Genomic DNA, 24,993 nt, shown 5'->3' on the forward strand with positions numbered 1-24,993 from the left:
TTTTGCCGCGCTCATACCCTGTTTTTCGCCAAAGCGAAAGGGGGCCGGGCGCGGCGGGCGAAAATCGCGCAAGCCGGTGCGGCGGCGCCGGAAGCGGCCGCATTCGCCCCGTCTTTGCTGCTGCGATGCACAATTCGTTTGTGTTTCGGTGCATTTTGCGCATAAACTGACCGTGGGAAGAGGAAAATTTGACCATTTCGACGGGAGGACGAAAGAATGGCCAGACCCACAGGCATCACTGTCATCAAGAAATACGCGAACCGGCGTCTCTACAACACGGCGACGAGTTCCTATGTAACGCTGGACGACCTGGCGAAAATGGTACGGAAGCAGGAGGAATTTTCCGTACTCGACGCCCGCACAGGCGGCGACATCACCCAGACCGTCCTGACCCAGATCGTTTTCGAACAGGAAACGGACGGCGGTCATGCAATGCTTTCGCCGGCTTTCCTGCGCCGCCTGATCGCCTGCTACGGCGACCGCTCGCAGGCGATCGCCGGAGATTTCCTGGATCACGCGATGCAGGCCTTCACCGAAAAACGCTCGCAACTGGCAGAACGCGCCGCGAACGGCGCCACGGCATCCATCGGCGTGATCGAGGAGGAGGCCCGCCGCACGGCGGAAAGCTTCCATCCCGCCTTCCGCGCCGCCCGCCATGACCGCCGCCGCAGCGACAATCGCGACATCGAGGATCTGCGGGCGCAGTTCCGCACCTTGCAGGAACGGCTCGACCGGCTCTGAGCCCGATCCGCATGGCAGCGGGACCGACCATCCAACAACGAAAAAGGCCGGCGAAACGCCGGCCTTTTTCTCATTCCAGACGGAATGCGCGGATTATGCGCTTTCCTTCGGCGTAAGAACCTGGCGACCGCGATACATGCCCGTCTTCAGGTCGATGTGGTGCGGACGGCGCAGTTCGCCGGAATTCTTGTCCTCGACATAGGTCGAAGCCTTGAGGGCGTCAGCAGAGCGGCGCATACCGCGCTTGGACGGGGTCGTTTTTCTTTTCGGTACAGCCATTTTATAACTCCAATCGACGTTCCGGATGGGGCCCCGCAGCAGAAACCGCGCATAAAAAGCCCTGTCGATCCGGGATTTTGCCGGGCTTATACATGGTGGGCAGGGCTTTGACCAGTCCCCGCGCGCATTTTTTCGCGATTCCCCGAACCCGCTTTCCGTGCTCGTTTCCAGCGCCGGAATCAGCCTTCGATGCACCTGATGTAGTCGCCGGACGCCCTCGCCCGGCGCTCGATCACCGAGACGAGGCGCGTCATGCCGCGCGTCGGGCTGGACGCATTGCGCTGGATCGGATTGGGCAGCGAAACGGCCAGCAGGCTCGCCTGACGCAGCGTCAGCCGGGAAGCCGGCACCTTGAAATGATGCTGCGCGGCCGCCTCGATGCCATAGATGCCCGGGCCCCATTCGGCGATATTGAGATAGATCTCCAGCGTGCGGCGCTTCGACCAGACCGTATCCGCAAACATCGCCAGCGGCAGTTCCAGCCCCTTGCGGACAAAGGAGCGCCCGTTCCAGAGAAACAGGTTCTTCGCCGTCTGCATGGTGATGGTGCTGGCGCCCCGCGTCGCTTCGCCGTCCAGCGCCTGGCGGACGACGCCCTGCATCTGCGTCCAGTCGACGCCGCCGTGGAAACAGAATTGCCCGTCTTCCGACATCATCACCGCCCGCACCACGTTGGGCGATATGTCGTCGAGCCCGACCCATTGCCGGTCGTAGCCGCGCAGCAGAACGAGATCAGCCACCATCAGGGTGGAAACGGGCCGCACGGAAGGAACGGAATAGAGCACGATGAGAAGATAGGGAGCCAGAAGCAGGAAAACCGCCAGCAGCAAAAGGCGCCGGACGGCGCCCCTTACGGACGACAGGAAACCGCGGGATCTCACAGGCGCCTCTTTCCGTTCCGGTTTGCCTTCCGCTTCAATATCCACACGACCATCCATCGACCTTGGAAGAGAAAGGCATAAATAGCCCGGCAAGGCTTTCAAGACCAGAGCCGGGCAAACGCTTTCCCGTTGCATGAGGTTCCGGGCCATGCCAAAGAGCAGCTCATGAATACGTCAGAAACTTTCGAACAACGTCTGCGCAACAGGGCGGCCGGCATCGGGCAGCTTCTGAAACGCATCCTTTCGGACACACCGGCCGCAGACGAGATCGCCCGCCCCCGCAACCTGCTGGAAGCGATGCGTCACGGCGTCCTGAACGGCGGAAAGCGCCTGCGCCCCTTCCTCGTCATCGAAAGCGCCGCCGTCTTCGGCGGCAGCGCGCTGGCGGCGGCGCGGGTGGGCGCGGCGCTCGAATGCCTGCATTGCTATTCGCTGGTCCATGACGACCTGCCGGCGATGGACGACGACGACCTGCGGCGCGGCCAGCCGACCGTGCATGTCGCCTTCGACGAGGCAACCGCCATCCTGGCGGGCGACAGCCTGCTGACGCTCGCCTTCGACATCATTGCCGCGCCGGAAACGCCGCTGGCGGATCGCGAGAAAACGCAGCTCGTTCTCGCCCTTTCCCGCGCCGCCGGCATCGGCGGCATGGCGGGAGGCCAGGCACTCGACCTCGCCGCCGAAAAGGAGCCGCCCGGCGAGGACGGCATCGTCACCCTTCAGGCCATGAAGACCGGCGCGCTGATCCGCTTCGCCTGCGAGGCCGGCGCCATCCTTTCCGCCGCATCCGGCGAGGACAGGCAGCGCATGCGCCGCTTCGGCGAGATCATCGGCCGCGCCTTCCAGATCGCCGACGACCTGCTCGATCTCACCGCCGACGCCGCAACGCTCGGCAAGGCCGCCGGCAAGGATGCCGCGCGCGGCAAGGGCACGCTGGTGGCGCTGCACGGCCAGAGCTGGGCGGAAGCCGAGCTTGCCCGCCTGACCGGGGAAGCGACCGCGCTGCTCTCGCCTTACGGGGACAGGGCCGCGATCCTGATCGAGACCGCGCATTTCGTCGCCCGTCGCAAAAGCTAAAGGGGAGCAATACTGCCGCAAAGCCAGAGCTTTGCGGCAGGCTTTCAAGGCGCGCGTCGCGAAAGATTTTTCGGGTCAGCCCTGCGTGATCGGCGCGATCTGGATTTCGACGCGGCGGTTCTGGGCCCGGCCTTCCGGCGTGGCGTTCGAGGCGATCGGCTGCGATAGGCCGAAGCCCAGCGCGGAAACGCGGCGCTGGTCGATGCCCTGGCCGCCCAGATAGGTGGCGACCGACATAGCCCGGCGCTCGGAAAGACCTTGGTTATACGCCGCGCTGCCGACCGAATCCGTGTGGCCGTTGACGTCGATGAGCGTGCGGTCGAATTTCTTCAGCACGATGGCGACCGAATTCAGCGTCGGATAGAATTCGGACCTGACGGCATCCTGATCGGTGTCGAAGGTGATGTTCGACGGCATGTTCAGGATGATGCGGTCGCCGTTGCGCGTCACGGAAACGCCCGTGCCCTGAAGCTCGGCGCGAAGCTGCGCTTCCTGCTGGTCCATGTAGTTGCCGATCATGCCGCCACCCAGCGCGCCGATGCCGGCGCCGATCAGCGCCGCATTGCGGCGGCTCCTGGCGTCGTTGCCGACGGCGAGACCGGCAAGACCGCCCACGGTGGCGCCGATCAGCGCTCCGCCCGACGTCCTCGACATCTGCTGTTCGCCCGTATAGGGATTCGTGGTGGTGCAGGAGGCGAGAATGCCCGCGGCGGCGGCGAGCGTAACGACCTTCTTGAACATGAAGCGGCAATCCCCTTGAGATGAAGCGCGAATGAACCTGCGCCGGCAAACGTCCCGGTTGGCGGCGATGATTAACGGAAAGCCTTTACCATTGATTAAGGCCAAATCTTGAACGGCATGCTCATTCCGCAGCCTGTTTTCCCGAACCGTAGCGTTTTTCGATGTATTCGATCACCAGCGCCTCGAAATCGGCGGCGATGTTCGGGCCGCGCAGCGTCATGGCCTTCTGGCCGTCGATGAAGACGGGCGCCGACGGCGTCTCGCCGGTGCCGGGCAGCGAAATGCCGATATCGGCATGCTTGCTCTCGCCCGGCCCGTTGACGATGCAGCCCATGACGGCGACGTTGAGCCCCTCGACGCCCGGATATTTCTCGCGCCACACCGGCATGTTCTTGCGGATATCGGCCTGGATGCGGCTGGCCAGTTCCTGGAACACCGTGGATGTCGTGCGCCCGCAGCCCGGACATGCCGCGACCACGGGCAAGAACTGGCGAAAGCCCATGACCTGGAGAAGTTCCTGCGCCACCTGCACCTCGCGGGTGCGGTCGCCGCCCGGCTCCGGCGTCAGGGACACGCGGATCGTGTCGCCGATGCCCTGCTGGAGCACATAGCCCATTGCCGCCGACGAGGCGACGATGCCCTTGGAGCCCATGCCGGCCTCGGTCAGGCCGAGATGCAGCGCGTGATCGGAGCGTTCGGCGATCATCGAATAGACCGCGACCAGATCCTGCACCTGGCTGACCTTGGCGGACAGGATGATGCGGCTGCGCGGCAGCCCGATCTCCTCGGCCAGTTCCGCCGAGATCAGCGCCGACTGGACGATGGCCTCGCGCGTCACCTGCCGGGCCGACAACGGCGAGCCCGCCGCCTGGTTCCTGTCCATCAGACTGGTCAGCAGTTCCTGGTCGAGCGACCCCCAGTTGACGCCGATGCGCACCGGCTTGTCGTAGCGGATGGCCGTTTCGACAATCTCGGCGAACTGCTTGTCCTTCTTGTCCTTGAAACCGACATTGCCGGGATTGATCCGGTATTTCGCCAGCGCCTCGGCACAGGCCGGATGGTCGGCCAGCAGCTTGTGCCCGATATAGTGGAAGTCGCCGACCAGCGGAACGTCCATGCCGAGCCGCAGCAGGCGCTCGCGGATCTTCGGCACGGCGGCAGCACTCTCGTCGCGGTCGACGGTGATGCGGACGATCTCGGAGCCGGCCTTGAAGAGCGCCGCAACCTGCGCCACGGTCGAATCCACGTCGGCCGTATCGGTATTGGTCATGGACTGCACCACGACGGGCGCCCCGCCCCCGACGATCACGCCGCCCACATCGACGGCAACGGAAGCGCGGCGGGGTTTCGGATCGTAATCGGCAAGGCAGGAAGACATGGCGGCCCTTCGGACAATCGGCAGATCGAGTTGAGGTGGCGCAAGGATGACGCATTGTCAACCGGTTCGGCCATCCCTTTCACGCGATCATGACAGGATCATGTTCGTTCGGCGTGCCGCACGAGGTGCGAAAGCGCCAGAACCGCCAGCGCCAGCAGCGGCATGAACATGAACACCGTGTCCAGCCCCGAATGGGCGGCAATGAAACCGATGATCGACGGCGCGAACAGGATGCCGGAATAGCCGAGCGTGGTCACGACCGAAAGACCGATGCCGGACGGCACGCCCGGGATCGACCCGGCGGCGGAATAGATGATCGGCGACATGTTGGCGATGCCGATGCCGGCAATGGCAAAACCGATGAGCGCGACCGTCGTGTCGGATGCAAGGCCCGCGACGAACAGGCCGACCATGCCGAGCGCCGCCGAGGCCCGGAGCGTGCGGACCGGCCCGAAGCGGTCGCGCACGAAATCGCCGGCAAAGCGCATGGCCGCCATCGTCAGCGAGAAGGCCGCATAGGCAAAGCCCGAGACCGTGACCGACGCGCCCAGCTCGTTCCTGAGATAAAGCGCGCTCCAGTCGAGCATCGCGCCTTCCGGGATCATCGCGAACAGCGCGATCATGCCGATCAGCCAGGGCAGCGGCGTCATCGGCAGCCGGAGCGGCTCCCTCTGCTCCCCCGCCCCCGCCGGCTTGTCGTCCCGGTTCAGCAGCGGCCAGGCCGCAACGATCAGAAGGCCGACGGCGACGGTGGCGAAAACCGCATGGCCGCGAATGCCGAGCGCTTCGATCAGATAGCCGCCGAGCGCCGCTCCGATCAGGCCGCCGAGGCTCCAGAAGGCATGGCAGGACGACATGATGGCGCGGCGCATCGTCTTCTCGACCGTCACCGCATTGGCATTCATCGCCACATCCATCGCGCCGATGAAGCCGCCGAACAGGAACATGGCCACGGCGGCACCGATCCGCTCCGGCGCGACGGTGACGAGAAGAAGCATCGGCGTCAGGGCAAGGCCGCACAGCAGCGAAACCCGCCCGGAACCGAGCCGGGCAACAGCCGCGCCTGCCATCGGCATCATCAGCAGTGAACCGATGCCGAAAATCATGATCATGACGCCGAGCGCGCCCTCGTTGAGGCTGAGGCGATGGGCGAATTCCGGGATCTTCGGCGCCCAGGACCCGGTTGCGAAACCGTTGGCCAGGAAGAGCAGGGAGACGCCGATTCGCCCCGCGGAAAAAAGTCCCGACCGCGAGAGCTGCCCGCTCCCCCTGCATTCAGCCGAATCTGTCATTCGCCTGCCCTTCCTGCAACGTTACCGGCGTGACTTATGACAGAAGCCAAAGCGATTTGAAAAGCCCGTTCGCGATAACGAATCGACACGGAAGCAATGATATTTGTCCGGAGGTGACATAAAAAAGAAAAGGCCCGGTCTGCCGGGCCCGTACGACTGAACAGGGGCTCATCGCTCTCTTTCGTCATGGTCGGGTTTGATCCGACCATCCACCGTGCCGCTCGCGGCGTGGACCCTCGGGGCGAGCCCGAGGGTGATTAGAAGAGGGGTTGTCAATTCAGGGCCCGGCAAGACCGGACCCTTTCCCCTCGCATGGTCCGGCGTTCAATCGCCGTAGACGACGAGCAGGTCCTTGGCGTCGATCTGGTCGCCGGGCCGGACAAGCACCTCCGAGATCGTCGCATCGCGCTCGGCATGCAGCGCCGTTTCCATCTTCATTGCCTCGATGGAAACGAGCACGTCGCCGGCCTTCACCGCCTGTCCCGGATTGACGAAGACGGTGGAGATGACGCCCGGCATCGGCGCGCCGAGATGGGCGGCATTGCCGGTTTCGGCCTTGCGGCGGGCCTTGGCGGAGGCGGCGAGCGACCGGTCCGGCACCTTGATCAGGCGCGGCTGGCCGTTCAGTTCGAAGAACACCTTCACCAGCCCCTGTTCGTCGGGCTCCGATGTCGCGAGCAGCACGACGACGAGATCCTTGCCCTGCTCGATCTCCGCGGAGACTTCAGCCCCGTTCTGCAAGCCGTAGAAATAGGCCGGCGTCGGCAGAACGGACACCGGGCCGTAGGTCTGGCTTGCCAGCGCGAAATCGGTGAAAACCTTGGGATACATCAGATAGGAGGCGAACTCGAAATCGTCGACCGGGCGGTCGAGCTTGGTTTCGATCGCCTTGCGCTCCTCGCCGAGATCGGCTTCCGGCAGAAGCGAACCCGGCACCGCCGTATACGGCTCCTCCCCCTTCAGGGCTTTCTTCTGCAAGACCTGCGGCCAGCCGCCGGGCGGCTGGCCGAGATCGCCCTTGAGCATGGACACCACCGATTCCGGGAAGGAGACGTCCTTTTCCGGATTCTCCACATCGGCAACCGTCAGGTCCTGCGAGACCATCATCAGCGCCATGTCGCCCACCACCTTGGAGGACGGCGTGACCTTGACGATATCGCCGAACATCCTGTTTACGTCGGCATAGGCCTGCGCCACCTCGTGCCAGCGGGTTTCCAGCCCGAGCGAACGGGCCTGCTCCTTGAGGTTGGTGAACTGGCCGCCCGGCATTTCATGCAGATAGACTTCCGAAGCCGGCCCCTTGAGGTCGCTTTCGAAGGCGGCATACTGGTTGCGCACCGCTTCCCAGTAGAAGGAAAGGCGGCGTATCCACTTGGCGTCAAGGCCGCTGTCGCGTTCCGAGCCCTTGAGCGCCTCGACGATGGAGCCGAGGCAGGGCTGCGAGGTGGCGCCGGAGAAGGCGTCCATCGCCGCATCGATCGCATCGACGCCAGCATCCACCGCAGCCAGGACGCTCGCGGCCGAAACGCCGGACGTGTCGTGCGTGTGGTAATGGATCGGCAGCCCGGTCGCCTCGCGCAGCGCCGTGAACAGCGCCTTCGCCGCACCGGGCTTGAGCAGGCCGGCCATGTCCTTCACGGCAATGATGTGCGCCCCGGCCCTTTCCAGTTCCGCGGCGAGATCGGTGTAGTATTTCAGGCTGTACTTGGCGCGTTCAGGATCGAGAATGTCGCCCGTATAGCAGATCGCCGCCTCGCAGAGCTTGTTCTCCTCCAGAATGGCATCCATCGAGACGCGCATGTTTTCCACCCAGTTCAGGCAGTCGAACACGCGGAACAGGTCGATGCCGCCGCGCGCGGCCTGACGGACGAAATACTTCACGACATTGTCGGGATAGTTCTTGTAGCCGACGCCGTTCGCCCCGCGCAGGAGCATCTGGAGAAGGAAGTTCGGCGCGGCTTCGCGGACCAGAGACAGGCGCTCCCACGGATCTTCCGTCAGGAAGCGCATGGAGACGTCGAAGGTCGCCCCGCCCCAGCATTCCAGCGAGAACAGGCCCGGCAGCGCCTTCGCATAGGTACCTGCGATCGCCGCGATATCGTAGGTGCGCATGCGCGTCGCCAGCAGCGACTGATGGCCGTCGCGCATGGTCGTATCGGTGATGAGAACGCGCTTCTCATTGCGCATCCACTCGGAAAACCCCTTCGGACCGAGCGCGTCCAGCTTCTGCTTGGTGCCGTCGAGAACCGGGGCGTCGATATAGGGCACGTCCGGGGCGGCGGCGTCGGCCGGCGGCGCGGCGCGGCCGCGCGTTTCCGGATGGCCGTTCACCGTCACGTCCGCCAGATAGGTCAGAAGCTTGGTGGCGCGGTCCTGCCGCTTCACCTGCTGGAACAGTTCCGGCGTCGAATCGATGAAGCGCGTGGTGTAGGAATTGTCCCTGAACTTCGGATGCGTGATGATCGCCTCGAGGAAGGTGAGGTTCGTCGCCACGCCGCGAATACGGAACTCGCGCAGCGCCCGGTCCATGCGGTTGATGGCCTGATCCGACGTCGGCGCCCAGGCCGTGACCTTGACGAGCAGCGGATCGTAATAGCGGGTGATGATCGCGCCCGAATAGGCCGTTCCGCCGTCGAGACGGATGCCGAAGCCGGCCGCAGAGCGGTAGGCGGTGATGCGCCCGTAGTCCGGAATGAAGTTGTGCTCGGGATCCTCCGTCGTGATGCGGCATTGCAGGGCATGGCCGTTGAGCTGGATCTTCTCCTGCGGCGGCACGCCTGATTCCGGCGTGCCGATGGCATGGCCCTCGAGAATGTGGATCTGCGCCTTGACGATATCGATACCCGTCACGGTTTCCGTGACGGTATGTTCCACCTGGATGCGTGGGTTCACCTCGATGAAGTAGAACTTGCCGGTGTCGGCATCCATCAGGTATTCGACCGTGCCCGCGCCGATATAGTTCGTCGCCCGGGCGATCTTCAGCGAATAGTCCGCCAGCTCCTGCCGCTGCGCCTCGCCGAGATAGGGCGCCGGAGCCCGCTCCACGACCTTCTGGTTGCGGCGCTGGATGGAGCAGTCGCGCTCGAAGAGATGGACGGCGTTGCCGTGGGTGTCGCCGAGGATCTGGCTTTCGACGTGGCGGGCGCGCTCGACGAGCTTTTCCAGATAGACCTCGTCCTTGCCGAAGGCGGCCTTGGCTTCGCGCTTGGCCTCCGTCACCTCGCGGGCGAGGTCATCCGCCGAACGGATGACGCGCATGCCGCGCCCGCCGCCGCCCCAGGACGCCTTCAGCATCACCGGATAGCCGATCTCCGCGGCCATGCGGGCCACTTCGTCGAGATCGTCGGGAAGCGGCTCGGTCGCCGGCACCACCGGCACGCCCACGGAGATCGCCAGGTTGCGCGCGGCCACCTTGTTGCCCAGCCGGCGCATGGTCTCCGCGGCAGGGCCGATGAAAACGATACCTGCATCGTTACAGGCCTCTACGAATTCGGGACTTTCCGACAGAAGCCCGTAGCCGGGATGAATGGCGTCGGCACCCGACAATTTTGCAACGCGAATGATCTCGTCTATGGAGAGATAGCTTTCGATCGGCCCCATGTCCCGGGGCAGATGCGGCCCGCGCCCGATGCGGTAACTTTCGTCGGCCTTGAAGCGGTGCAGCGAAAGCTTGTCCTCTTCCGCCCAGACCGCCACCGTCGCAATGCCCAGTTCATTGGCCGCCCGAAAGACGCGAATGGCAATCTCGGAACGGTTGGCAACAAGTATCTTCTTGATACGCAAATCGAAATCTCCTCCAGGGCGTGCCCTGTCGCCGCACGCCAAAACGCCCAACTCCGGTCCGTCGGCCCTCATGGCCAGGCGAATCGGATTCCCATGCACTGCAAAACAGGAACCGGGTCCCGGCCGCTACGCGGCCACCCCAAATACTCCTTACCCGGTTCGAGGCGATGTTAGCGTCTCACCTGACCATGCGCAATTTCACAATACGAGAATTTTTGCAGCGCCGAACGGATTCCGGCCCTCACGACAGGAGGCCGCGCCGGAAGGCGAGGGAAATCGCATGCTGGCGATTGCGCGCGTCGAGCTTTTCCTGAAGCCCGTTCACATACCAGTCGACGGTATGATTGGAGATGCTGAGCTGGCGGGCGATCTCGTTCGACGTCAGCCCGTCGGCCAGAAGCGCAAGGACTTCCTTCTCGCGTCGCGTCATCGACACGGTGCGCTCGGTCGGCGGAAGCCGGGCGGAGCCGTCGTCGCTCAGGTTCACGAAACGCCAGAAAAGATGCATCAGCGCCGCGTTGAGCATGTGCAGGCTGACCGACGGCACCTCGCTGCGGCGCTCGGCGGCCAGCACGACCGCACCGACGAGGCCGAGCCGCCCGTAGACCGGAAACAGATAGCCGTCCTCTATGCCGAAACGCTTGCGATCGTCGGCGAGGCGCTCGATTCCCCGGCGGTTGGTATCCTTCTCGAACGCGAGGTGTGCGTCCTCGAACCGGTAGAAACCGTGCGTCATGACCATGTTGCGCAGCACCGGATCGATCAGGTGATAGCTCCGCGCCATATAGAACTCGGTCCAGTTCTCCGGCAGATGCTCGCGCATGACGTGAAAGACCGAGGTCTCGTGCATCATGGGAATGCGCAGCAACACATAGTGACCGATCTGTTCCTCGCGCAGAAACCCCTCGAACGTTTCCATGAGCCCGTCTGCCGAACCGGCCTGCTCCAATGCCGTCAGAAAACAGACAATATTGTTTGTCAGCAAGGGACCCCCGCTTGGTCGAACGGTGTAGGCAAGGCGTCGATATCGACACCGGGAAACAGACGTTGCGCCCGTCCTCCCTCAGCCCGTGAAAGGCTTACAAACGTAAACGGGAACGGCGCATCGCGCAAAGCGATTATTGACAGGGCACAATTTGATCGAGGTCCATCCCGCACTTTCATCCGCGCGCGGCTGTGCATGACAACAAAACGGTGTTCCCGTGATCGAAAGTGAACTATGATTCGCCAAATTTGCTTGCCACCCTCAAACGGGTGACGGAGGCGCCGTTCTGCGGAAAAGCGGCCTCCGGTTTCGTCGAGGTTTCCCATTTGTCTTTGTTGCAGGTCTATTTCCGCGCGCTGAAGTATCTCGGGGCCAACCGCCTTCGCGTGTCGCTGGTTGTCGCAGCCAATGTCGTGCTCGCCGTCATCACCATCGTCGAACCGATTCTCTTCGGCCAGATCATCGAGGCGATCTCCACGAAAGGCAACGTCGAGCCGGTCCTGTTCATGTGGGCGGCCTTTGCGGTGTTCAACACGATCGCATTCGTGATGGTGGCCCGCGAAGCGGATCGTCTGGCGCATGGCCGGCGCGCCTCGCTTCTGACGGAAGCCTTCGAGCGCATCGTTTCCATGCCGCTCTCCTGGCATAACCGGCGCGGCACGTCGAATTCGCTGCATACGCTGCTGCGCGCCTCCGATTCGCTGTTCGGCCTGTGGCTGGAATTCATGCGCTCGCATCTGGCGACCGCCGTCGCGCTCACCCTGCTCATTCCGACAGCCTTGTCGATGGATGTGCGCCTGACGATGGTGCTGATCGGCCTCGGCGTGCTCTACGTCGTGATCGGCAATCTGGTGATGAGCAGGACCAAGGACGGCCAGGCCGCCGTGGAAACCCATTATCACCGGGTCTTCTCCCATGTCAGCGATTGCATCAGCAACGTCTCGGTCATTCACAGCTATAATCGCATCGAAGCCGAAACGCGGGCGCTGAAGGAATTCACCAGCCGGCTTCTCTCCGTGCAATATCCGGTTCTCGACTGGTGGGCGCTTGCCAGCGCGCTGAACCGCATGGCCTCGACCATTTCGATGATGATCATCCTCGTCATCGGCACGGTTCTGGTCCAGAAGGGTGAGATGAGGGTCGGCGACGTCATCGCCTTCACCGGTTTCGCAACCCTGCTGATCGGCCGCCTCGACCAGATGCTCCAGTTCGCCAACCAGATCTTCGAGGCCCGGGCCAAGCTCGAGGAGTTCTACAAGCTCGAGGACGCCGTCCGCGACCGCGAGGACAATACCGGCGCCGTCGAGTTGAAGAACGTCAAGGGCAACGTCGAATTCCGCAACGTTTCGTTCGATTTCGCCAAGACCACACAGGGCATCCGCGACGTGTCCTTCAGCGTCGAAGCGGGGCAGACGCTCGCCATCGTCGGCCCGACCGGCGCCGGCAAGACGACGCTGGTGAACCTGCTCCAGCGCGTCCACGATCCGCAGAAGGGCGAGATCCTGATCGACGGGACGGACATCGCCACCGTGACGCGCCAGTCGCTGCGCCGGGCAATCGCCACCGTATTCCAGGATTCGGGCCTGCTCGACCGCTCGATCGCCGAGAACATTCGCCTGGGACGCGAGAGCGCCAGCGACGAGGACGTGCATGCCGCCGCCGCCGCAGCAGCAGCCAGCGATTTCATAGAAAGCCGCGTCGAAGGCTACCACACCCGCGTCGGCGAGCGCGGCAACCGCCTGTCGGGCGGCGAGCGCCAGCGCATCGCCATTGCCCGCGCCATTCTCAAGAACGCCCCGATCCTGATCCTCGACGAAGCGACGAGCGCCCTCGACGTGGAGACCGAAAGCAAGGTGAAGGACGCGATCGACCGGCTGCGCAAGGGCCGGACGACATTCATCATCGCCCACCGGCTTTCGACCATCCGCGACGCCGACCGCGTCATCTTCATCGAACACGGCCGCATCCTCGAAACCGGCACCTATGACGAACTGAGCCATGCCGGAGGCCGCTTCGCCGCCCTGCTCAAGGAAAGCGGCATCACCATCGAGGACGACGGCAAGACGAAAACCCCTCTGGCGCACTGAACGTCGCGCCTTTCCGACCAGCCGGAACGCCGGAAGAGCATGCTCGTCCTTTCGGCTTGCCAGACGTGTGTGGCTTACGCTAACCCGGCTCCCGAAGCGGACCAGCCATGTCACGCAAAGGTCGAATGCCCATGCCCGATACACCGCCCCCGCCGACGACCGCCGACCTGCCGACGCTCGCGACCTTCTGGATCGGCCCCCGCCTTCCCGACTTTCAGAAGCTTTGCCTGCGCAGCTGGCGGAGCATGGGCCATCCGGTCCGCTTCTACGCCTACGAGCCGGTGGCCAATCTGCCGGAGGGCATCGAGTGCCTGGACGCCGAGGCGGTGTTTCCCAAAGCGGCGCTGGACGACCCGAAGCGCAACATACCGACGGTGATCAAGTCGGACATCTGGCGGCTGGCGATGCTTCAAAAAGGGCTCGGCATATGGTGCGATTCCGACCTGCTGCTTCTGCGCCCCATCCCCCGGCCGGACCGCCTTCTCCTCGGCGTCGAGCAGCACGGCCTGCCCTGCGTCGCCGTGATGTGGTGGCCAAAGGATCATCCGGCACTAACCGCGATGCTCGACGCCTTCCATCGCGACGCACTCGGCCCCTGGGCGCATCTCAAGCCGCGCTGGAGCCGTTTTGTGAAAAGGCTGCGTGGCGAGCCAACCGACTTTTCCGACCACCCCTGGAACCACTGGGGCCGTCACGCCTGCGCCTATTACGTGAAAAAGTACAAGCTCGAACCCCTGCTGCTCGGCTACAAGAGCTTCTATTCCGAGGAAGCCTATTCCGACACGCCGTTCCGCGATCATCCCTTCCGGCATCTGCTCGACGACCCGCAGGTCATCGGCCTGCATTGTTTCCGCAAGCAGCCGGAATGGTTCGAAAACGCGCCGCCGGGAAGTTTGATCGCCTGGGCGCGGGACCGCTACGCAAACGCATGAGGCCGGGTGCTTGCGCACCCGGCCTCATGCCGTTCCGTTCCGGCGGCTCGCCTCAGGCGTCGGGCCTGACGACCTCGCCGTCGATGGTGACGACCGGTTTCTCACCTTCGCGGGTAACGGCGATCCTGACCGTGCGACCGTCGAGCGTGACGTCGGCGGAATAGCCGGGCCATGCCTCCGGCAGCACGGGCGCGACATCGATGCCGTCCGGCGTGCGGACGATACCGAGGATGCCTTCGACCGCCGTGCGGTAGAGCCAGCCGGCGGAGCCCGTATACCAGGTCCAGCCGCCGCGCCCGGCCTTGAAGTCCTCGCCATAGACGTCCGCCGCCACGACATAGGGCTCGACCCGGTACTTTTCGGCGGCATCCCTGTCCAGCGCGTGGTTGACCGGATTGAGCATGGAGAAGCAGCGCCACGCATCCTCGTTCCGGCCGAGCTTCGCCAGCGCCAGCACGACCCAGATGGCCGCATGGGTGTACTGGCCGCCATTCTCGCGGATGCCGGGCGGATAGGCCTTGATATAGCCCGGATCCTTGCGCGTTTCGGCAAAGGGCGGCGTGAACAGGCGGATGATCTTCTCGTCGCCGTCCACGAGCTGGTTCAGCACCGCGTCCATCGCCTGTTCGGCCCGCGCCGGATCGCCGATGCCCGTCAGCACGCTCCACGACTGGCCGAGCGAGTCGATCTGGCATTCGTCGGAGAGCGTCGAACCGAGCGGCGACCCGTTGTCGAACGTGCCGCGGCGGTAATAGGCGCCGTCCCAGCCCGCCGTTTCCAGGGCCGCCTTGAGCGATGCGAGATGAGCGCCCCAGCGCTCCTTGCGGGCGGCGTCACCGCGCTCCTCGGCATAGGGAATGAAGTCGCGCAGCGCCGCGGCCAGGAACCAGCCGAGCCAGACGCTCGTGCCCTTGCCCTCGATGCCGACGCGGTTCATGCCGTCGTTCCAGTCGCCGCCGAGGATCAGCGGCAGGCCGTTGTCGCCGGTGCGGGCGACCGCCAGATCGAGGGCGCGGGCGGCATGCTCGTAGAGGCTGCCGACATCGTCGCTCTCCTCCGGCGTGAAGAAGCTGTCGTGCTGGTCCTGTTTCAGCGCTTCGCCGATCAGGAAGGGCAGCGTCTCGTCCAGCACCGTCCTGTCGCCGGTGGTGCTGACATAGCGGTGAACCGCATGGGCAAGCCACACCACGTCATCGGAGATCATGGTGCGCACGCCGGCGCCCGTATCCGGCAGCCACCAGTGCAGTACGTCACCTTCCTGGAACTGCCGCGCGGCGGCGTTGAGGATCTGCGCGCGCGCCAGCGACGGGTCCTGCAATATCAGGTTCAGCGTGTCCTGGAGCTGGTCGCGGAAGCCGAAGGCGCCGGAGGCCTGGTAGAAGGCGGCACGGGCCATGATGCGGCAGCCGAGCGCCTGATAGGGCAGCCAGCGGTTGACGAGATGGTTGAATGCCTTGTCCGGGGTCTCGACCCGGATGCGGCCGGTGAAATCGGCCCAGAACGCCGTCTGCCTGTCGAGAATCCGGGCGAAGCTTTCCGTGCGGACCTGTTCGGCCAGCGCCTGGGCCGCTTCCGCCGAGTCCGTGTCGCCGAGCAGGAAGCACACGTCCTTCGTCTCGCCGGGCGCAAGCGTGACGTCGACCGCCAGCACCGCACAGGGATCGCCGTCGCTCTCGATCGCACCGGACAGCACCGAGCGGGCGGCGACGGCCTGCGGCAGGCGGATCGTGCCGTTTCGGCCGATGAATTCACGCCGGCTGGTCGTCCAGCCCGACACCGCCTCGCTGGCCGAGAAGAAGGCGTAACGGCCGCTATTGGCGAGACTGTAGGGGTTGGTGGCGACGATGGTCGGGGCATCCTCATCCTTGAAATTCAGGATGAAGGGAGCCGTCTTCGCCCGGTCGTTGCCGAGCACCCATTCGACCGAGCCGTAGACGCGCAGCGTTTTCTTCGCCTTGCCGTGGTTGGTAAGCGTCAGGCGCGACACCTTGACCGGACGTTCGCGGTCGACCGTCTGGGTGAGTTCCAGGGCAAGGCCGTCGTGGCTCGTCAGGAAGCGGCTGTAGCCGAGGCCGTGACGCGCTTCGTAGAGCGTTTCCGGATGGCTCGACAGGGCGGCGAACGGCGTGTGGACCGTACCCGTGCCGAGATCGGCTATATGGAAAGCCTCGCCGGGACGGTTGGTCACCGGATCGTTCGTCCACTGGCTGATCTGGTAGTCGCGGCTGTTGCGGCTCCAGGTGAAGGCCCCGCCCTCGGCGGCAACGTGGAAGCCGAACTCGGGATTGGCGATGACGTTGATCCACGGCTGCGGCGTCGATTGTCCCCCGTAGAGACGCACGACATATTCATTGCCGTCCGGCGTGAAGCCGCCGAAGCCGTTCCAGAAGTCGAGATCGCCCTTGTCGTCCACCGCGCGCGCGTTCGGGAACGGGGCGGGCAGCGGTGCCGGGACGGCGGCTTCCCGCTCGTCCCTGAGGCGCGAGGCCGTGGCCGGGCCGGAGAAGAGCTGAACCGCGCGGTTCACCTGATCCATGATCTTGCCGTTGCGGGCGTGGAGCACGACGCGCGAGACGGCGATGAGCGCGCTCCACGTCGTCTCGTCCATCACGTCGCGGCGGGCCGTGAACACGTTCGGGCGGCCGTCGCCCGACTGCTGGGCGAAGCGGCGGGCGTTTTCCACCAGTCCCTCCAGCGCGTGCTGCATGTCCTGCGCATAGGAGGAGGGCTTTTCGTTCAGGATCACCAGATCGCTGACGACGCCGCGCGAGCGCAGATATTCCTGCGCCGAAAGCGCCTCCTTCACCACGTCGTAGTCGAGGTCGTCGTTGATGCGCAGGGTGAAGATCGGGAAGTCGCCCGAAATCGACAGCCCCCACAGCGCGGATTGCGGCTTGAGGCCCGCCTCCACCGTGCCCGCATCGGCACGCAGGTGCATGTCGGGATAGGTCAGGTAGCGGCCGAGATGCTGGTAGGCGACGGCCTGCTGCGAGGTGACGCCGACATGGCGCAACTGCACCTGGGTGCGGGTCCAGGCATGGACCAGCTCCTGGGCGAAGGCCTCGGGATGACGGTAGCGGTCGACGGCCTTGTCGATTTCCAGCCGGTTCGGCGCGGCGATGGTCCAGAACACGGTCTGGACCTTCTTGCCGGCCGGCACGCGCACGACGCGGCGCAACACCATGACGGGATCGAGCGTGAAGCCATCCAGGCCGGAAAGCGTCGCTCCCGGATCGAAGGCGGCCGCCTCGCCGAGCGTGCGGCCGCGGCCGATGAAGCGGCGCCGGTCGGTCTCGAACTCGGTCGGGCGCGCCGGCCCGGAATTGTCGGAGGCCAGATGCGCCACCCACATGTCCGGGTCGTTCGGGCTGCGCTTGTTGCGCCAGGCCCGGATCGCATCGCCGCTGCGGCTGATCTCGGTCCTGATGAACATGCGTGAAAACACCGGATGGGCGTTGTCGTCGCCGTCGCTGGCGATCACCGGCTCCATGTAGGACGTCACCTCGATGAAGCGATCCTCGGTTCCGGTGTTGATCAGCGTGATGCGGCGGCCTTCGGCATCGTGTTCGTTGGCGACGATGCATTCGACCGTGCTCTGGATCTCGCCGGCCGTCTTGTGGAACTCCGCCTTGTCGTCGGAGAACATCACCTTGCTGCTTTCGCCGGCGATGCGGCGAGGCTCGGCGGTCGCCGACCACCAGTCGCCCGAGACCGTGTCGCGCAGGAAGATGAACGTCCCCCAGCGGTCTTCCGTCGGATCGGGTTTCCAGCGCGTGACGTTCTGGCCGTTCCAGCGCGAATAGCCGGACCCCGTCGCGGTCAGCATGACGGAGTAATGGCCGTTCGACAGGAACACCAGTTCCCGGTCCTTCGTCTGCGGATCGGCAATATGGCGGAACTCGGCGCGCAACAGCTCGCCCTGCCCCTTGCCGGGCGTTTCGCCCTCGTATTTGGCGCTCATCACCGGCACTTCGCGCGGCGCCTTTTCCTGCAACAGCAGTTCCGCCGCCTCGATCACCGGATCGGCATGGAAAAGCTCGCGCAGCCAGCCGTTGAAGCAGACATTGGCGACCGCCGCCACCGACATGCCGTGGTGGTGGGCGTAATAATTGTAGACGACGGCGCAGGTCTGGCCATCCGGGACGCGGGTCGGCGTGAAATCGACCGCGTCGTGGAAGCCGTACAGCCCCAGCGCGCCGAGCGAGCGTAGCACCTCGAGGTTCCGGTAGGCCGAAATCGGATCGTACTGGCTGGCGAGGATCGACGCATAGGGCGCGATGACGGCGTTCTGGCCGAGGCCGCGCTTGAGGCCCAGCGTCGGCACGCCGAAGTTGGTGTACTGGTAGTTCAGGTTATGGTCGCGGGCATTGAAGGCCGCTTCCGAGATCCCCCAGGCGGCGATGCCGAGACGGCGGCCGTGGTTGATCTGCTCCTGCACGATCAGGTTGTTGGTCTGGTTGAGGATGCCGCCCTGGCGTTCCTGCATGACGAGCGGCGGCATCAGGTACTCGAACATCGAGCCCGACCAGGAAATCAGCGCGCCGCGCGCGCCGATCGGCACGACCTGGCGGCCGAGCTTGTGCCAGTGTTCGGTCGGCAGGTCGCCCTTGGCGATGGCGAACAGGCTGGTGAGGCGCGCCTCCGATGCCAGAAGGTCGTAGCAGGCCTCGTCCAGCTCATTGCTGTCGACGCGGAAGCCGATGGAAAGCAGGCGACGCTCCTTGCGGAACAGGAACGAGAAATCCATCGAGAAGGCGAGATTGCGGGTACGGTCGCGCAGCGAGGCGAGCTGGACGCGCAGCGGCTCGATGTTGGAAATGTCGAACACGCTGTCGGCCACATGGCCCTCGCAGGTCCGGACCAGCGCCTGCGTCCACTTCGTCACCTCCTCGGATGCCGCCGACCTGACCTCGTGGTGAAGGTTTGCGGCGAGCTTGTCGAGGTCGCGGGCGAGGACGGCGAGGTTGATGATGCGGATCGAGGCGAATTCATGCTCGCGCTTCACCGAAACGAGCGCCGTCGAGAAACCGGCGATGCGCTCTTCGAGACGGCGGCGCAACGGCCGGACGTTCTTGCGGTCGTCCGGCAGTTCCGCCACAACTTCGGTCAGGATGCCGGCCACGTCGCCGAGGCCGTCGAGATCGGCCTGGAGATGGGCAGAAGGCGCTTCCGCCCATTCACGCAGCGCCGACGACACCGCGACGAGATGGCCGGCGAGATTGCCGCTGTCGACGGTGGAGACGTAGCGGGGGCCGAGCGTGTCCAGCGTATCGGTATGATACCAGTTGAACAGGTGGCCGCGATATTTCTCCATCCTCTCGATGGTCGAGACGGTGTTCTCCAGCCGCTCGATCGTTTCCTGGAAGCCGATCCAGCCGAACCGGCGGGCGGAAATCGTCGACAGGAGATAGACGCCGATATTGGTCGGCGACGTGCGTGTGGCGACCGAAAACTGCGGCGTTTCCTGCACGTTGTCCGGCGGCAGGTAGTTCTGCTCGGGAACGACGAAGACGTCGAAATAGCGCCAGGTGCGGCGTCCGACGCGGCGCAGGCCGACGGCCACGTTCTCCGGCACGAAGAGCTGGTCCTCGGTTTCGGCGGACTGGCTGACATACCAGGCGATGACCGGGGAGATCACCCACAGGAACACGAAGGGCATGCCGACGAGGAAGGCGTTGTCGCCGGCCGCCGCCGCGAAGGTCAGGCTGCCGACGGCCACCGCCGGCGCATGCCACATCCGGCGGTAATAGGCGGCGATCGAGCCTTGCGTGCTCGACTGCACGCTGGCGGCCGTGCGCCATTCCAGCATCTTCTTGCGGCTGACGAACAGGCGGTAGAGCGAGCGCACGATGGCATCGGCCATCATCCAAGCGCTGTCGGCGATGAAGACGATTCGCAGCGCGACCTGCGCGTTGGTATCGCGGATATCCGACAGGATCGTGTTGAAATGAACGCTCGGCACGATATCCGTGGTGCGGGGAATGAGGCCGTTCAGCAGCGACAGCGTGGGCGCGACGAACAGGCTGAAGATCAGGATGATCTGCCAGACCATCGCGCCGAGCGGATCGAGGAAATACCAGCCGAGAACCGAGGCGAAAGCCCATGCGATCGGCATCAGCGAGCGGCGCAGGTTGTCGATCATCTTCCAGCGGCCGAGCGCGGTGATGTCGCGCGCCGCGTCGAGGATATAGGGAATGAGCTGCCAGTCGCCGCGGGCCCAGCGATGCTGGCGCGACATTTCCACCTCGTAGCGGGTCGGGAAATCCTCGACCAGCTCGACATCCGTCACGAGGGCGCAGCGGGCGAACGAGCCTTCGAGAAGGTCGTGGCTGAGCACGGTGTTTTCCTCGATGCGGCCCTTGAGCGCCCTTTCGAAGGCGTCGACATCGTAGAGCCCCTTGCCGGTGAAGGTGCCCTCGCCGGTCAGGTCCTGATAAACGTCGGACACAGTGAAGACGTAAGGATCGATGCCGCGGCTGACGGAGAAGATGCGCTGGAAAACCGACGCGTCCTGGCCGGTCGTCAGCGACGGCGTGACGCGCGGTTGCAGCACGCCGTAGCCGGACACGACGCGCCCGGTCTTCGGATCGTGAACCGGGCGGTTGATCGGGTGGTGCATCTTGCCGACGAGCTTCGTGACCGCCTCGCGCATCAGGCGCGTGTCGGCATCGAGCGTCATCACGTATTTCACGCCGGCGGGAACGCGGTTCGCGCCCGGCAGGAAGCCGGTATCGCGGTCGCCGCGCAGCAGCAGGTTCAGCTCGTGCAGCTTGCCGCGCTTGCGCTCCCAGCCCATCCATGCGCCTTCCGTCTCGTTGAACAGACGGCGGCGGTGCAGGAGATAGAAGCGCTCGCCCACATCCTTGTAGCGCCGGTTCAGGCGGGCGATCTCCTGCTTGGCATAGTCGAGAACCTCGGTATCGGCCTCGCTTTCCTCGACCTTCGAATCCGGCCAGTCGGACAGCAGGGCGAAGGAGATCGCACCGTGCGGATTGGCGAGATAGTGGACCTCCAGATTGCGGACGAGTTCATCCACCTGGTCACGGTTGCCGATCAGGCACGGCACCACGACCAGCGTGCGCGCGTCCTCGGGAATGCCTTCCTTGAATTCGAAGCCGATGAGGCGCGCCGGCCGCACGAAGAAGGTCACGAGCATGTTGAAGAGGCCCGTGGCGCCCTCGGATGCCGGCAGCGAGAACATCAGGAGGAACAGGAGGATGACCGGCCAGCCCAGGCCGAGGCTTCCCAGGAACCAGCCGACCGCCGCCATCGCCAGAACGGTGATGAGCAGCACCGGCCCGGCAATGGCGAACCAGTTCATCCGCCGGATGGCGCGCACGACATGCTGCACGGTCAGCAGACGATAGCCGACGGCCTTTTCCAGTTCGCTCCGGCGCGAACCGGCGAGGAACGCGCCGACATTCGCCTCGCGCCCGTCGCCGTCCGGATCGGCGGCGGCGTCCTGTGCCAGGCGGATCGCGGTCCGGGCGACATCCACCTCGCTCTTGCCGCAGCGGCGGGCGATCATCTCGATGCGGTTGCGATAGGCGTTGCGCGAACCGAAATCGAGCGCGCCGTAATCCGTCTCGGCACGCAGGATCCTGTCGATCTGGCTGACATCCTCGAACCAGACGGACCATTCCGTATCGTTGATGAGGCGCAGGCTCTTGATGAGGGTGCCCATCGTCACGTTGCCGGAAGACAGGCGATTCTGTTCCCAGGCCGCGACGGCCTCGGCATCCGTTCCGGCGGCCCTGAGACGCTCCTCAAGCCACTTGATGGCGAAATCGGAGGTCTGCGAACCGTTGCGCAGGCGATAGTGGAACTGCGTGACGAAGGTGGAATCGGCGGCCAGCGGCGCGATGGAGGCGAGCAGATCCCGGCACGCCGCCTCGTCGTTGAGGCGGATCACCTCGTCGGCGGCGTCGTTGGCGCGGCGGCGCATTTCGCGCGAGCGCTCGACCCGCAGCGCGATGCGGCGCAGGTTTTCGATCAGCACGAAACGCAGAAAGGACGGCAGCGCCCAGAGTTCGCCGATCTCGAGCGTCTGAACGGACTGGAACCCCTCGACCATCGTGGCGAGGCTTTCCGTGTTCACCGCACTCTGGGTATGGGCGACGTAGAGCCAGGCCAGCACCAGCGTCCGCGGCAGTTCCGTGCCGCCGACCGTCAGGGTCGGAAGCTGGCGGTAGAACTTCTTCGGGAAATCGCGGCGGACCTCCTGAATCGCCTCCTCGACGATATAGTGGTTGTCGAGAAGCCATTCGGCCGCGGGCGTGATCGTCGCGCCGGCTTCGACATCCACGGCCGACGCGCGGTAGACCTTGAGGATTTCCTTCTCGTTCTCGCGATGGCGCGAGAAGAATTCGAACGGCTGCAAGCCCGGTAATTCGGAAATCTGGCCGGAGGCGAGCGCCGCTGCACAGACGCTCAGTTCCTCCGCCGTCATGTAACCGGCCCGAATCGACCCGTTATGGTCGATCTGCCTCGGATCGAACTCTGGCGTTGCAGCGGATGCTTTATGATGATCGGACATGGATTTTCAAATTTCAGAACGAACAGAGTTGAATGGCACCGTTAGTCGGAAACGGCTGGAGGGCATGCACTCGCAGATGTGCCCCGAACGGCTCGTTCTAACAATCGGTTCCTGTACCGCTGCTGAACGAAACGGGGCGCGGGTCTTGCGGTCCACGGATAGATAGACGCGCGACACGCAATGTCCATGAAACCCGGCAAATTTGCGTTAACCGGCGCAAACCCATGAGATTCCGTGCTGATTCCTGCGCTCGCACAGCGACCTGTCCGGCCGCTGCGACGGCGATGGTCCGGCTTTCCCGGTCGTGCCGAAACACAGGTTTCCCCACGCTTGCCGCATTCGCCCCTGCGCCATTGCCTTCCCGGAAATGGCCTGAAGCCCCTTTCGAGCGAATGCGCTACGATCTGATCCTTGCCACCGCAACAGGCCGGATGCAAGCAACGAAAAGGAAAATCGACTGCGCAGCCGACCCGCCATTTGCGCTTGAGCGGCGGAAGCGGAAGGCTATATTGGGCGGGCAGGCGAACGGGAAAGGGCAGGTCGATGGCGGATATTGACGCGGTGGTCATCGGAGCCGGCGTCGTCGGGCTCGCCACGGCCAGGGAACTCGCCGCACGGGGGTTTTCCACCGTCATCCTGGAAGCGGCGGGCGCCATCGGCACCGGCACCTCCTCCCGCAACAGCGAAGTCATTCACGCAGGCCTCTATTATCCGAAGGACAGCCTGAAAGCCCGGCTCTGCGTCGAAGGCCGCCACCGCCTCTATTCCTTCTGCGAAAGCCACGGCGTTCCCCATCGACGCTGCGGCAAGCTGATCGTCGCCACCATTCCGGAAGAGATCGCGGCCCTCGAGGGCCTGCTCGCCAAGGGCAAAGCGAACGGCTGCGACGACCTGCGGCTGCTCGACCGCGAAGAAGCGCTGTCGCTGGAACCGTCCCTCTCCTGCCTTGCCGCCCTCCATTCGCCGTCCACCGGCATCATCGACAGCCACACCTTCATGCTGGCCCTGCTGGGCGACGCCGAGAACGAGGGCGCATCTGTCGCCTTCAACACGCCGTTCGAGGGCGCGGCCTGCCGGAACGGCGAGTTCGTCGTCACCGCGGGCGGTGCGGAGCCGATGGAGCTTTCCACCTCGGTTCTCGTCAACGCCGCGGGACTTCATGCCTCGACGACGGCACGGCGGATCGACGGTCTGGACGCCGCCCACATTCCGCCGACCCGTTACGCCAAGGGCAGCTATTTCCTGCTGTCCGGCAAGGCCCCCTTCTCGCACCTGGTCTATCCGGCGCCGCATGCCCACGGCCTCGGCGTTCACCTGACCCTCGACCTCGCGGGCCAGGCCCGCTTCGGCCCCGACGTCGAATGGGTGGACGACATCGCCTACGAGGTCGATCCGCGCCGCGGCGAAGGTTTCGATGCGGCGATCCGGCGCTACTGGCCCGGCCTGCCCGATGCGGCCCTCTTTCCGGGCTATTCCGGCATCCGCCCCAAGATCTGCGGACCGGACGATCCCGCAGCCGATTTCCGTATCGACGGCAGGGAGATCCACGGCCTTGCCGGGCTGGTCAACCTGTTCGGCATCGAAAGCCCCGGCCTGACCTCGGCACTGGCGATCGCACGGCTGGCGGTCGATCGGGTGACGGGCGAATAATCTTGACTATATAAATCATGTTTAATAAAAGCGCCTGTGCGAAAGGCTTTCGGCGGTCCATTGACGATCGGGAATAGAATACTTCCATATTTGCGATACAAAGAATAATTTTCCGGCACGCCATTTATGACAAAAGAATGACGAAAAATTCTATCAAAAAATGCTTCGAACAGCCATTGAAGCGCCCGACTGTCGTCTTATGTAAGCCTCGCGACAGTAAACCCTGCTCGGGATGAACGAGCCGCATTCCGCAAGCGGAATCAGGACAGACGAAACCGTTGAGGAGGTTTCAATGGAAAAGCAGACTATCGAATTCGAAGGCGTTCCGGTCGGTATTGTCGTTCCCGACGAGGACAAGCTGAAATTCATTGCCGTCAAATTCCATGTGATTGGTCTCGATGGCCAGCATTTCCATAGTCCCGAGGACGTGAAAACGGCGATAGGCCGCCTTCTCGGCAAGGAACAGCGCCCGCACGTCGCCTGAAGGCACGATTCCGCGCCCCGCACAGGGCGCGGGGTCCGATTCCCCTTGAGAAGCGGGGGGAACACTTGTATGGGAGCATTCCGCCGGACCTTCGTTCCGGCACCGCCACGCGGAAAGGCGAATGGATCGCCGCTTTTCTCAACCTGA

The 24,993-nt window shown here is 64.4% G+C and carries 14 protein-coding genes; 6 read left to right on the plus strand and 8 right to left on the minus strand.

What is annotated here, in order from left to right; genetic code table 11:
• The first annotated feature begins 216 nt into the window (after positions 1-216).
• On the plus strand, positions 217-741 hold the full coding sequence (phaR, locus tag NOF55_RS19355; RefSeq protein WP_306412760.1) for a polyhydroxyalkanoate synthesis repressor PhaR: 525 nt from the start codon (positions 217-219) through the stop codon (positions 739-741).
• 93 nt (positions 742-834) lie between these two features.
• Here the strand turns inward: phaR and rpmF are convergent, their stop codons facing one another.
• A complete protein-coding gene (rpmF, locus tag NOF55_RS19360) occupies positions 835-1,020 on the minus strand; it encodes a 50S ribosomal protein L32 (protein ID WP_252807149.1) in 186 nt (61 codons plus the stop codon).
• Positions 1,021-1,199: 179 nt separating this feature from the next.
• Positions 1,200-1,883 (minus strand): monofunctional biosynthetic peptidoglycan transglycosylase, encoded by a 684-nt coding sequence (gene mtgA, locus NOF55_RS19365; protein WP_306412921.1) that lies wholly within the window; start codon positions 1,881-1,883, stop codon positions 1,200-1,202.
• 183 nt (positions 1,884-2,066) lie between these two features.
• Between mtgA and NOF55_RS19370 the strand changes: the two genes are divergently transcribed.
• On the plus strand, positions 2,067-2,978 hold the full coding sequence (locus tag NOF55_RS19370) for a polyprenyl synthetase family protein (protein WP_306412761.1): 912 nt from the start codon (positions 2,067-2,069) through the stop codon (positions 2,976-2,978).
• Positions 2,979-3,053: 75 nt separating this feature from the next.
• On the opposite strand, the gene NOF55_RS19375 is transcribed toward NOF55_RS19370, so the two are convergent.
• The 5 genes from NOF55_RS19375 to NOF55_RS19395 all read right to left on the minus strand — a co-directional run bounded on the left by NOF55_RS19375 (position 3,054) and on the right by NOF55_RS19395 (position 11,091).
• A complete protein-coding gene (locus NOF55_RS19375) occupies positions 3,054-3,719 on the minus strand; it encodes a YiaD family glycine zipper/OmpA-like lipoprotein (RefSeq protein WP_306412762.1) in 666 nt (221 codons plus the stop codon).
• Positions 3,720-3,840: 121 nt separating this feature from the next.
• Entirely contained in the window at positions 3,841-5,097 is a 1,257-nt protein-coding gene (gene ispG, locus NOF55_RS19380) for a flavodoxin-dependent (E)-4-hydroxy-3-methylbut-2-enyl-diphosphate synthase (protein WP_306412763.1), read from the minus strand.
• Positions 5,098-5,195: 98 nt separating this feature from the next.
• Positions 5,196-6,389, minus strand: coding sequence for an MFS transporter (locus NOF55_RS19385; protein WP_306412764.1), 1,194 nt, complete (start codon positions 6,387-6,389; stop codon positions 5,196-5,198).
• A gap of 324 nt (positions 6,390-6,713) precedes the next feature.
• Positions 6,714-10,172 (minus strand): pyruvate carboxylase, encoded by a 3,459-nt coding sequence (pyc, locus tag NOF55_RS19390; RefSeq protein WP_306412765.1) that lies wholly within the window; start codon positions 10,170-10,172, stop codon positions 6,714-6,716.
• A 241-nt stretch (positions 10,173-10,413) separates the two neighbouring features.
• Positions 10,414-11,091 (minus strand): helix-turn-helix transcriptional regulator, encoded by a 678-nt coding sequence (locus NOF55_RS19395; RefSeq protein ID WP_306412766.1) that lies wholly within the window; start codon positions 11,089-11,091, stop codon positions 10,414-10,416.
• 392 nt (positions 11,092-11,483) lie between these two features.
• On the opposite strand from NOF55_RS19395, the gene NOF55_RS19400 reads away from it, so the two are divergent.
• Positions 11,484-13,244 carry a glucan ABC transporter ATP-binding protein/ permease gene (locus tag NOF55_RS19400; RefSeq protein WP_306412767.1) on the plus strand — a complete coding sequence of 587 codons (1,761 nt, stop codon included), beginning with the start codon at positions 11,484-11,486 and terminating at the stop codon, positions 13,242-13,244.
• Positions 13,245-13,375: 131 nt separating this feature from the next.
• Entirely contained in the window at positions 13,376-14,176 is an 801-nt protein-coding gene (locus NOF55_RS19405; protein ID WP_306412768.1) for a glycosyltransferase family 32 protein, read from the plus strand.
• A 52-nt stretch (positions 14,177-14,228) separates the two neighbouring features.
• Here NOF55_RS19405 and NOF55_RS19410 read toward each other — a convergent pair whose 3' ends face one another.
• Positions 14,229-22,712: a GH36-type glycosyl hydrolase domain-containing protein gene (locus NOF55_RS19410; protein WP_306412769.1), complete on the minus strand. Its 8,484-nt coding sequence runs from the start codon at positions 22,710-22,712 to the stop codon at positions 14,229-14,231.
• Between the two features lie 543 nt (positions 22,713-23,255).
• Between NOF55_RS19410 and NOF55_RS19415 the strand changes: the two genes are divergently transcribed.
• Entirely contained in the window at positions 23,256-24,362 is a 1,107-nt protein-coding gene (locus tag NOF55_RS19415; RefSeq protein WP_306412770.1) for an NAD(P)/FAD-dependent oxidoreductase, read from the plus strand.
• Positions 24,363-24,654: 292 nt separating this feature from the next.
• On the plus strand, positions 24,655-24,846 hold the full coding sequence (locus NOF55_RS19420; protein ID WP_306412771.1) for a hypothetical protein: 192 nt from the start codon (positions 24,655-24,657) through the stop codon (positions 24,844-24,846).
• The last annotated feature ends 147 nt before the right edge of the window (positions 24,847-24,993 follow it).

It is taken from the genome of Ectorhizobium quercum, from assembly GCF_026552795.1.
Taxonomy (GTDB): Bacteria; Pseudomonadota; Alphaproteobacteria; order Rhizobiales; family Rhizobiaceae; genus Ectorhizobium; species Ectorhizobium quercum.

What these genes read in the sequence shown, in the direction of transcription:
- phaR (WP_306412760.1), top strand. Translation starts at nt 217, where the DNA reads ATGGCCAGACCCACAGGCATCACTGTCATCAAGAAATACGCGAACCGG.
- NOF55_RS19385 (WP_306412764.1), bottom strand. Translation starts at nt 6,389, where the DNA reads ATGACAGATTCGGCTGAATGCAGGGGGAGCGGGCAGCTCTCGCGGTCG.
- NOF55_RS19405 (WP_306412768.1), top strand. Translation starts at nt 13,376, where the DNA reads ATGCCCGATACACCGCCCCCGCCGACGACCGCCGACCTGCCGACGCTC.
- NOF55_RS19410 (WP_306412769.1), bottom strand. Translation starts at nt 22,712, where the DNA reads ATGTCCGATCATCATAAAGCATCCGCTGCAACGCCAGAGTTCGATCCG.
- NOF55_RS19420 (WP_306412771.1), top strand. Translation starts at nt 24,655, where the DNA reads ATGGAAAAGCAGACTATCGAATTCGAAGGCGTTCCGGTCGGTATTGTC.
- NOF55_RS19415 (WP_306412770.1), top strand. Translation starts at nt 23,256, where the DNA reads ATGGCGGATATTGACGCGGTGGTCATCGGAGCCGGCGTCGTCGGGCTC.
- rpmF (WP_252807149.1), bottom strand. Translation starts at nt 1,020, where the DNA reads ATGGCTGTACCGAAAAGAAAAACGACCCCGTCCAAGCGCGGTATGCGC.
- NOF55_RS19395 (WP_306412766.1), bottom strand. Translation starts at nt 11,091, where the DNA reads ATGGAAACGTTCGAGGGGTTTCTGCGCGAGGAACAGATCGGTCACTAT.
- ispG (WP_306412763.1), bottom strand. Translation starts at nt 5,097, where the DNA reads ATGTCTTCCTGCCTTGCCGATTACGATCCGAAACCCCGCCGCGCTTCC.
- NOF55_RS19370 (WP_306412761.1), top strand. Translation starts at nt 2,067, where the DNA reads ATGAATACGTCAGAAACTTTCGAACAACGTCTGCGCAACAGGGCGGCC.
- NOF55_RS19375 (WP_306412762.1), bottom strand. Translation starts at nt 3,719, where the DNA reads ATGTTCAAGAAGGTCGTTACGCTCGCCGCCGCCGCGGGCATTCTCGCC.